This window comes from Gordonia otitidis NBRC 100426, assembly GCF_000248075.1.
Lineage (GTDB): Bacteria > Actinomycetota > Actinomycetes > Mycobacteriales > Mycobacteriaceae > Gordonia > Gordonia otitidis.
The window spans coordinates 1-9,503 of the sequence record NZ_BAFB01000129.1 but is presented as its reverse complement, the minus strand read 5'-3'; the positions used below and the strand labels follow the sequence as shown (position 1 = coordinate 9,503).

10 protein-coding genes and 1 pseudogene are annotated in these 9,503 nt (G+C 65.1%); 5 read left to right on the top strand and 6 right to left on the bottom strand.

The genetic code is table 11. The annotated features are described in order from the left end of the window. Window positions 1-181, bottom strand: a pseudogene (locus tag GOOTI_RS13390) (monooxygenase); the annotation flags it as partial. Window positions 182-341: 160 nt separating this feature from the next. Here GOOTI_RS13390 and GOOTI_RS13385 point away from each other — a divergent pair. Then, window positions 342-1,103: a siderophore-interacting protein gene (locus GOOTI_RS13385; RefSeq protein ID WP_007239134.1), complete on the top strand. Its 762-nt coding sequence runs from the start codon at window positions 342-344 to the stop codon at window positions 1,101-1,103. Window positions 1,104-1,191: 88 nt separating this feature from the next. Here GOOTI_RS13385 and GOOTI_RS13380 read toward each other — a convergent pair whose 3' ends face one another. After that, entirely contained in the window at window positions 1,192-2,184 is a 993-nt protein-coding gene (locus tag GOOTI_RS13380) for an alpha/beta hydrolase (protein WP_233425501.1), read from the bottom strand. A gap of 286 nt (window positions 2,185-2,470) precedes the next feature. Here GOOTI_RS13380 and GOOTI_RS13375 point away from each other — a divergent pair, with 286 nt between their 5' ends. From GOOTI_RS13375 to GOOTI_RS13365, 3 genes are all read left to right on the top strand, one after another. Beyond that, window positions 2,471-3,694 carry an NAD(P)/FAD-dependent oxidoreductase gene (locus GOOTI_RS13375; protein ID WP_007239132.1) on the top strand — a complete coding sequence of 408 codons (1,224 nt, stop codon included), beginning with the start codon at window positions 2,471-2,473 and terminating at the stop codon, window positions 3,692-3,694. Window positions 3,695-3,796: 102 nt separating this feature from the next. Beyond that, entirely contained in the window at window positions 3,797-4,741 is a 945-nt protein-coding gene (locus GOOTI_RS13370; RefSeq protein ID WP_007239131.1) for a cytochrome c oxidase assembly protein, read from the top strand. A 3-nt stretch (window positions 4,742-4,744) separates the two neighbouring features. Then, window positions 4,745-5,179, top strand: a complete 435-nt coding sequence (locus tag GOOTI_RS13365) for a hypothetical protein (RefSeq protein WP_007239130.1) — start codon at window positions 4,745-4,747, stop codon at window positions 5,177-5,179. 4 nt (window positions 5,180-5,183) lie between these two features. On the opposite strand, the gene trxA is transcribed toward GOOTI_RS13365, so the two are convergent. From trxA to GOOTI_RS13350, 3 genes are read right to left on the bottom strand one after another with little or no spacing between them, the layout of a single operon-like run. Beyond that, entirely contained in the window at window positions 5,184-5,573 is a 390-nt protein-coding gene (gene trxA, locus GOOTI_RS13360; protein WP_005177327.1) for a thioredoxin, read from the bottom strand. A 31-nt stretch (window positions 5,574-5,604) separates the two neighbouring features. Next, window positions 5,605-6,720, bottom strand: a complete 1,116-nt coding sequence (locus GOOTI_RS13355) for an Rv3169 family protein (protein ID WP_007239129.1) — start codon at window positions 6,718-6,720, stop codon at window positions 5,605-5,607. A 24-nt stretch (window positions 6,721-6,744) separates the two neighbouring features. Further along, a complete protein-coding gene (locus GOOTI_RS13350; protein ID WP_007239128.1) occupies window positions 6,745-7,887 on the bottom strand; it encodes a phosphotransferase family protein in 1,143 nt (380 codons plus the stop codon). A 41-nt stretch (window positions 7,888-7,928) separates the two neighbouring features. Here GOOTI_RS13350 and GOOTI_RS13345 point away from each other — a divergent pair, with 41 nt between their 5' ends. Further along, window positions 7,929-8,531 carry a TetR/AcrR family transcriptional regulator gene (locus GOOTI_RS13345; RefSeq protein WP_007239127.1) on the top strand — a complete coding sequence of 201 codons (603 nt, stop codon included), beginning with the start codon at window positions 7,929-7,931 and terminating at the stop codon, window positions 8,529-8,531. A 26-nt stretch (window positions 8,532-8,557) separates the two neighbouring features. On the opposite strand, the gene GOOTI_RS13340 is transcribed toward GOOTI_RS13345, so the two are convergent. Further along, window positions 8,558-9,503, bottom strand: a 946-nt coding sequence (locus tag GOOTI_RS13340) for an OPT family oligopeptide transporter (RefSeq protein WP_007239126.1), incomplete at its 5' end; no start/stop codon positions are given.

Sequence of the window (9,503 nt, the reverse complement as noted above, 5' to 3'; positions counted from 1 at the left end):
CCCAGTGGTGGGGGTCGGCATCACGCATGGTGAAAGTCTCCCCCGAACCGGTGCCCAGGAGCTTGGCGAACTCGAGGCCGGGCGTCGCGCGCAGCCCGAACCTGCCGCTGGCCATACGGGTCAGAGCAGGCGCGATCCGCTCGGTACCCCAGATACGCAGCTCGACGACCTGTCCCGTCACGTCGCGCACCCGCGAACCCCCGCACCGAATCTCACACACGGTCTTCGGAGTGGCACGCACGAGGGATGGGTGACCCCGGCGACGCGGGCATCGGGAGCGGAAATGAACATAGGCTACCCTCACTAACGAGCCCGCAGATCGCAGACGGAAGGTCGAGACAATGGTCGAATCACCCACCAAGGGCAAGTCGCGGGGCTGGCAGGGAGCGGTACTCAAGCTCTTCGGCGCCGACGACTACGAGCTGACCGTCACCGGCACGAAGCAGATCACAGATCACTATGTTCGTGTCGACTTCACCGGCGGCGGACTGCTCGAGGAGCGCCCCGTTCACCCCACCATGTGGATTCGTATGTGGTTCATGAACAAGCACGACAAGATCCACCAGCGCGGCTACACGCTGGTCGATCCGAACCCGGCGACCGACACGTTCTCGATCGAGTTCGCTATCCACGACGGCGCCGCGCCCCGCTGGGCGCTGGCGGCACAACCGGGCGACAAGATCAGTGCGACGTTCATGGGATCGAAGTTCGCGCTGCCTCAGCCCGCACCCGCGGGGTGGCTCATCGCCGGCGATCCCGCCGCGCTTCCTGCGATCAACTCGTTGCTCGCCGCGCTGACCGAATCGACCCCCGATGTCCCTGCGACGGTCTGGTTCGAGGTCTCCCACGACGACGACAGAGAACTACCGATCGCCGTCCGAGACCACGACACCCTGCATCTCATCGACCGCGGGGTCGACGGCTCCGCGATCGTCGACGAGGTGCGATCGGCGGCGTTCGACGCGTCGGACCACTTCGGCTGGGTGGCGCTCGACATGCAGGCCACCCGAGCGATCGCGACGCTGTTCAAGACCGACTACAAGCTGGACAAGAAGTCGGTGAAAGCGCAGGCGTACTGGCGCGCCGGTGTCGAGCCGTCCTGACACGCATCACCTCCAACGACCATCACCTCCAACGACAACGCGGCGTCGAAGCATGTGCTTCGACGCCGCGTTCCGTGGAGATCGGTGATCAGCCGTTGCGGAACCAACCGTTGTTGTAGATGTTCCAGATCGCCTGCTGCCAGTAGCCCCACGCGTGGGTACCGGTGATCGGGAAGTCGGTGCGCAGGTTCACGCCGAACGCGGGTGCGGCGAGCGCGAAGGTGCGGCTCTGTTCGCCGGCGACCGACTCGATGGCCGTCGAGTTGAATCCGGTGATGTAGAAGTCGGTGTTGTTCGCGCCGGGGGGCTGGTGGTCGCCCCACACGCCGGTGCCCGCGTACATCCACAGGTGCAGGCCGCCCATCGACGGCAGGTTCTCGGTCGGCGAGTGCGCAAAAGCCTGGGCATTGGGGAACCAGCCCCACATGTCGTTCAGGTTGTAGTGGCCCGCGTCCCACGCTGCGGCGCGCAGCATGGTCTGCATGCCCGTCGCGACGAGGTTCATGAAGCCCGACATCGAGACGACGCGCTGGTAGAGGTCGCGGCGCTGGTTACCGACGATCACTGCCTGGCTCGCCGACATCGACAGTCCGACGAGAGTGCGGTTGCGGAAGCCGTGTCGGTCGAGGAACTGCGGCAGGCTGCCCTTGAGCACACTCTCCCAGCGGTACGGGTTGCGCTGGCCCGCGCTCGCCGACGCCTGCTGCCAATCGGCGTAGAACGACGACTGGCCGCCGATCGGCATCACCACGTTGTACCCGTGCTGCGACAGATAGGCGACGTTCGTCTCGCGTTCCCAGCCGTTGTAGTCGTTGGTGGCGCGCAGGCCGTCGAGGAAGATCACCGTGGGAGCGTCACTCGGCTTGGTCGTCTGCGACGGCCAGGCGCGGACCGATACCGGGTGGTCCATGCCGTAGTTGTAGATCTGCTCGTTGATGAAGCCCTTGACCTGCTTGGCGGGCGGACCCCAGGCGCGTGCGCTGCCCGCGCCGGAGATCAGACCGACCACCAGGGCCAGCGCCACCATCAGAACTGCAACGGGTAGGGCAGGCGAGAACGGGGCCCGACGTGTATGCGACACGAGCGATCACTTCCATTAGGAGAACGTGAATCCGAGACTGGCCCGATCGTCCGATCGGTCGCGCGGATTCTTCGAATCGGGATAGAGCCTACAGCGTGTCGTTATCAATTGGTAATACGAGTTTGGTGATATCCAAGCGGCAGTCACGTGCATACTTCGCGAATCGGGCACTAGTCCTCGTGATCGTTTCGTGATGATCACGTGGCGTTTGCCCAGCGTGAGTCGGGTCGACGCGTAGCGTTGGAGTGGAGTCCGTGTAACCACACCAACCGGGAGGTATACAGCCGTGACAACGATCGCGATAGTCGGGGGAGGACTCGCGGGGGCGAAGGCCGCGGAAGCGCTGCGTGAGCAGGATTTCGACGGCGACGTCGTGATCTTCGGCGTCGAGAACGAGTTGCCGTATGAACGGCCGCCGTTGTCCAAGGAATTCATGCAGGGAAAGCAGGATCTGCCCGAATTCACAGTGCACGACACCGACTGGTATCTCGACCAGCGCGTCGAATTCCGACCCGGGACGCGCATCGACAAGGTCGACGCCGAGGCGAAGACGATCACTCTTCCCGACGGTTCGACGCTGGTCTACGACAAGCTACTCCTGGCCACCGGGTCGTCGTCGCAACACATCGGCCTCCCGGGCGCCGACGCATCGGGTGTGCACTACCTACGGACCGTCGACGATGCGCGTGCGATCCGGGACGTGTTGACCGAGGGCACGCGCCTGGCGATCGTCGGCGCCGGCTGGATCGGCATGGAGGTCGCGGCGTCCGCGCGTGAGCGCGGTGTCGAGGTGACGATTGCCGAATCGGCGAAGCTCCCCCTGCTGCGCGCACTGGGGCCCGAGGTGGCGCAGGTTTTCGCCGATCTGCATCGCGAGCACGGCGTCGACCTCCGTACCGAGGTGAAGGTCGAAGAGATCACGACGGACAACGGCGCGGCGACCGGACTACGGCTCGAGGGTGGCGACACGATCGAGGCCGACGTCGTGCTGGTTGCTGCGGGTGCCGTGCCCAACCTCGAGGTGGCCGAGTCGGCGGGTCTCGACATCGACGGTGGCGGAGTGCTGGTGAACGCCGGCCTGCGCAGCAGCGACCCCGACATCTACGTCGTCGGCGACATCGCGAATGCCGAGCATCCGATCCTCGAGCGGCGGGTTCGCGTCGAACACTGGGCGAACGCGCTCAACCAGCCGACCGTCGCCGTCACCAACATGCTCGGCGGCAGTGCGGAGTACGAGAAGCTGCCGTATTTCTTCACCGACCAGTACGACCTGGGTATGGAGTACAGCGGACTCTCCGACGGCTACGAGAAGGTCGTCTTCCGCGGTGACGTGCCGGGCCGCGAGTTCGTCGTGTTCTGGCTCGACGGGGACAACACCGTTCTCGCAGGCATGCAGGTCAACATCTGGGACCAACTCGACGCGATCAAGGAACTCATCGTCTCCGGCGACCCCGTCGACCCGGAGAAGCTCGCTGATTCATCTGTAGAGCTGTCGGAGTTGTCCGGATAGCCACCGCGGCCCTCGGGCGGCGGCTACGTTGCGCGTGAATTCTGCTCGCGCACCGGTCATTTCGGGCACCACTGCAGCGTTCGACGGCGCACACTGTCTGTCGTGCATCCGTCGATCGCCCCACTGACACTCGAGGTCGCGCTCACCTCATGGCGACTCGACACCGTCACCACCGTTGTGGTCGTCGTCGTGCTTGTCGCATACGCGCTCGCATGGCGCAGGGCGTCGTCGCGCGGCGGGTCGTCGGTGCCGCGATCTGCCGTGGTGGTTTTCGGTGTGCTCGGCATCGGAGTGTGGCTGGTTGCCGGTGTCAGTGTGGTCGGCGTCTACTCCGACACACTCTTCTGGGTCCGTGCGCTGCAGTTCGTGCTGCTGTTGCTGGTCGCGCCGTTCGGGTTGGCGCTCGGCAGGCCGGTGACGGTCCTGCGGGAATCGCTTGGCGGCCGCGGGTGCGCCCGGTTCGACGCCGCGCTCGACAGCCGTGCGGCGCGCCTGCTCCTCGGCCCCATCCCGACCTCGGCATGCATGCTCGCCGTGCCGTGGTTGATCTACTTCAGCGGCTGGTACGAGCTGATCCTGCGGGATGCGTCGGTCGACGTCGCCACGCGCCTACTCCTGGTGGTCATCGGCATCGGCTATTTCTATGCGCGCCTGCAGGTCGATCCCGTGCCGCGCCGCTATCCGCAGGCGCTCTCGTTGGGTATCACCACGGCCGAGAGCATCGCCGACGGGTTGCTCGGCATCGTCCTGTGGCAGGGCTCGCTGGTCGCCGCCGACTACTACACGTCGCTGCACAGAACGTGGGGGCCTGGTCTGCGCACCGACCAGACCATCGGCGCCGGTGTCCTCTGGATTCTCGGCGACGTGGTCGGACTGCCCTTCCTCATGGTGCTCTTCCGCAGGTTTCGTTCCGACGAACGCGAGACCGAAAAGAAGGTCGACGCCGCGTTGGAGTCGGGCGCAGAACTACCCGCGCACGACCCCACCGAGACCGGAAGCGGATTGTGGTGGGAGTCCGATCCCAACCTGCGGGACCGATATCGTTGAGCGATGCGCACGACGATCGACCTCGACTACGCGACCGCTATCACGCTCGCAGCGTCGGGTCTGGTGTTTCTGCTCGCTCTGATTCTCGGGGTGTGGAAGTACGAGCAGATGCGCAGCTCGGAGAATCATCTGGCGCACCCCTACGTCGACATCGCCCACCGTTCGGCGCTGCTCTACGCATTTGCGACCCTGCTCGTGGCGGTCTTCGTCTACCTCAGCGCGTGGCCATCGTGGCTGAACCTCGCCGCGGCCATGGTGATGGTGGTGTTCTTCGTCGGCGCGATCGGCAGCTACATCGCGCACGGGCTGATGCGCGACACCACCAATCAGTTCGCCCGCGAGGATCCAGCGCTACGAGCGTCGATGATTGCGCTGATGACCGGCGAGATCGGCGGATTCGTCGTGCTCTTCGCCGGTTTCGTTGCGGGACGGTTCTGAGAACTCAGGAACCCTGCGGGTTGTCGCCCTGCGCGGCGTCGGCAGCGGCGATCTCCGCTCGCACCTGATCCATGTCGAGGTCGCCGACAGCGGTGATCAGCTGCTCGAGCTGGGCGGGGGGCAGCGCGCCCGGCTGATTGAAGACCAGCACACCGTCGCGGAAAGCCATCAAGGTCGGGATGGACTGGATGCCGAATCCCGCTGCGAGTTGTTGTTCCGCCTCGGTGTCGACCTTGCCGAACACGATGTCGGGATGATCTTCCGACGCCTTCTCGAAGGTCGGCGCGAACTGTCGGCACGGGCCGCACCAGCCCGCCCAGAAGTCGACCAGCACGGTGCCGCCGGCCGAAATTGTGTCCTCGAAATTGCCAAGCGTGATCTCTTGTGTGCTCATGAGTCCACGGTACGCAGAATGCGCAGAACCGTCAGGGCGCGACGTCGACCCAACCGGTGAAGCCGCTCGGATCGTGCCTGCCCAGACAGAAGTGTTCGAACATGCCCCATCCTTCCCGGGTCGTGCCGTCGGCCGCACGGCATTCCGCCCGCGCGACGTGGTCGGTGGCGCCGAATGCGATTCGGCCGACGACACCCGGATCGGTCATGTCATAGGTGACGCGCTCGGTGAACCCCTCGCCCCGCCACATGCCGTGCTGCCACTCCGGGTCGCCGCCGTACCCGCCGCCGACGTGCAGCGGCGCAGCGAGTAAGGAGGTGACCTCGATGGTGACCGACGACCCGTCGGCAGCGGTGGCCGCGATCGTCGCGCCGCTGACCTCCCGCGTGCCGGAGCGGTAGTGGATGTCGAATCTGGGCCAGCCCAGTTGTTCGACGCGGCCGTCCTTCCACACCCGAGAGCAGTCGTTGAGCGTGCGGATGCCGTCCGGTGATTCCTGGACGATGAGCACGAGCTCGAAGTCGTCGAATGCGATGGGCACATACGTCCACCACATGCCGTCGAACGGGGGATCGGCAGGACGTCCCGCAGGCTCGGCTTCTCCGACCGGCCGGATTCCCCAGGACCGATCGCGACTGCCGATCCACGTCGAGGGTTCGACGGTGACCTCGGTGTCGTCGATGCGAATCCATCCCGACCACGAGCCGAGCTGGGCGAAGCGTTGCGCGTCCAGGGTGATCCGGTTGCCGCTGCGCATCACGTGCGGTAGCTCCTGCACGACGTCGAACAGCCCGTTCCAGGTCAGGTCGAAGGAGATCCCGTCGGTGGGTTCGAGGGTGAGTCGGATCGTGTGGAGTGGGTCGATGACCTCGATGCGGTAGCCGCCGACGTGTTGGTCGAGGCGGTTCTGGTCGATGGCGTCGGACAGGTGCACTGCGGTCTGCTCGTCTCCACGTCGGATCACCACGAACGCGTCCTTCACGCCGAGGTTCGGGTAGTAGCCGAGCCCGGTCACGAGAAAGATGTCGCCGGTTCGGTCGTGTGCGTTGAAGTAGCACCGGTCGTAGAAGTTGCGGTCGGATGTGCCCGGCCACGCGATCGGTTGGGGCAGTTGATGAACGGGGTACTCGTCGAGTGGTCCGAGCATGGGGTTCCTCTCCGGGGAAGGGACTCAGGTGCGGTCGTCCAGTAGCCGTTGCAGTAGTGGACGGTGGTAGAAGAGCTCGGCCTCGATGTCGGCGGGTGGTGCCATCTCGCCGAAATGGATGCGTCGCGACGCGGTGCGCATGAAGATCAAGCCCCACAGCACGGCCGAGTACAGGTAGAACCATCCCAGGTCGCCGAGGTCGACGCCGGTCCGGTCGCGGTAGGTTGCGCGGACATCCTCCTCGCGGAGCACGTCGGGGAGACCCGGCATGTTCGCGAGTCCGACGAGCTCCTGGAAGACGTTGTGCGCGAAGATCAGCCACGCGACGTCGAGTTCGCGCGGGCCGAGCGTGGCCATCTCCCAGTCCAGGATCGCCGCCGGTAGGAAATCCTGGTAGATCACGTTGCCGATACGGGCGTCTCCCCAGTTGAAGACGGTGTCGCCGGATGCGATGTCGTCGGGGAAGTTGGTGTCGAGCCAGATCATCGCACGGTCGAGGAGCGGTGACCGGCCCAGATCGGCGGCGGCGAAGTCGTAGAACCGCTGCAGTTCGTCGAGGCGTCGACGCAGGGGGGTCGTCGAGGTGTCGGCGTGTGGGTCGAGGAATCCGAAGGTGGTGCGGGCATCGGGGATGGCATGGAGTGTCGCTATGACATCGATCGTCGCGTCCTGCAGTTGGCGACGCTTGTCGGCCGGGGCGTCGAAGAACCAGTTGCCACCGAAGGTGTAGGGCATCACGTCCGGTGGCACGAGCCCGTCGACGCGGTCCATGAGAAAGAACGGTGAGCCGAGGATGTCGCCGGTCGGCTCGAGCCATCGGGTCGTCGGGATGGGGAGGTCGGTGAGTTCGGCGGCCAATCGCATCGCCTCGAATTGATGGTCGAGGTGGTACTCGGCGAACACCGGGACGTCGGCGGGGCGTGGCTGCATCCGCATGACCCATTGTTGTTCGCGCGCAGCACCGTTCTCGGTCCAGCGACCGGTCAGCATGACGGTTTCCGACGACATGCCGTTGGCGTCGATGCCCGCGTCGACTGTCACCGTGGGATCGGCACCGGCAGGTAGGAGGTCGGTGAGCCAGGACGCGAGAGCAGACGGTATCGACGCGGTGTCACGCTCCGAGCGCTGCAGGTGGTCGAGTTCTTCGAAGGTTGGTCGGGTGGCCATGGCGAGTCCTTCCGCCGTATTACGCTACGCTGAGTAGCGTTATGGAATCAGATGTGACGACGGTTGGCAAGGTTTTCGGAAAAGGTCGTCCACGCGACGGCGCGATCGACGTTGCCGTTCTTGCCGCTGCGCGAGAACTGTTGGTGGAGCTGGGATATGCGCGTCTGACGGTGGCGGCGGTCGCCGACCGAGCTGGGACGACGAAGACGGCTCTCTACCGCCGCTGGTCGGGCAAACAGGACCTTGTCCACGACGCGACGTTCGCCGACATGACGGCACTGTCGGCGCCGACCGGGCACACCGACGACGATCTCGTGGTGATGGTGGCGCGGGTGCGCGAGCTGTTCAACTCGCCGGTGACCCGTGCCGCGCTTCCCGGACTGGTGACCGACATGGCAGCAGACCCAGAAGTGCATCGTCGGGTGATCGCAGGATTCGCAGGCGTTTTCGCTGCGTTCCGAGAGCGTCTCGTCGCTGCAGTCGCCGACGGTGAGGTCCGTGCGGGGACCGATCCGGACCGCGTCATCGAGATGATGGGTGGCGCTGCGATGTTGCGTGCGTTGCTGTTCCCCGGGGAGCCACTCGACGAGGAATGGGGTTCGGAGATTCTCGCGGTTCTCGAACACGGGACGCTTGCCGACTAAGGGTCGGCATTACTCGGCGGCGCAGCTCATTTCGCGTCGGGATGCGGTGACGGGTCGGTCTCCTCGCTGCGCTTGGCCAGGATCTCGGTCACCTTGTACATGCCGAGGACGACGATGACGAATGCGATCACGCCGACGATCTGGGAGCCGTTGGCCCAGCCGTCACCGACGATCGAGAGCACACCGTCGTCGCCTGTCGACGCGACGATGGCTGCATAGACCACGTTCCAGAGTGCTTCACCGACGATGAGCCCCGTCGCGACGAGTACGCCGATCCGCTTCTTCTGCCCGACGTCGCCGCCGACGCGTTCGCACCACTTGTTGTAGATGTGGCCGAGAATGGCGCCCACCGTGATCATCAACGTCACAGACATCGGTAGGTACATCCCCATGCCGACAGCGAGCGGCGGCAGCGCAACCTTCTTGTTCACCCGGCCACTGAACTCGTCGATGACGATGACGACGGCGCCTATGGCCGCGCCGATCCCGAGCATGCTCCAGTTGAGGTCGTTGCCGAACACACCCTTGGCCAGTTCGGAGATCAGACTCGCCTGCGGGGCAGGCAATGCGTCTGCTCCAGCGCCCGGCGCGCCGGCGAATCCGAAGGCGGTGTTCATGACGCCGAGGATCGGTGGGATGACCAGCGACCCGAAACACACACCGACGATCAACGCCACCTGCTGTTTCCACGGCGTCGCTCCGACGAGCTGGCCGGTCTTGAGGTCTTGGAGATTGTCATTGGAGATCGTCGCGACGCCGAACACGATGGCGGTGGCGAACAGGGTGAAAGCGACGAGGATGGTCGACTGTTGCGGGTCGGCCGCGCCGTACACGAACTTGATGAGCAGTGCGGCGATGATGACGGCGAGAATGCCGACACCGGAGATCGGGGAATTCGACGACCCGATGAGACCGGCCATGTAGCCGCACACGGCTGCGATGACCATGCCGATGACGAAGATGAAGAGAACC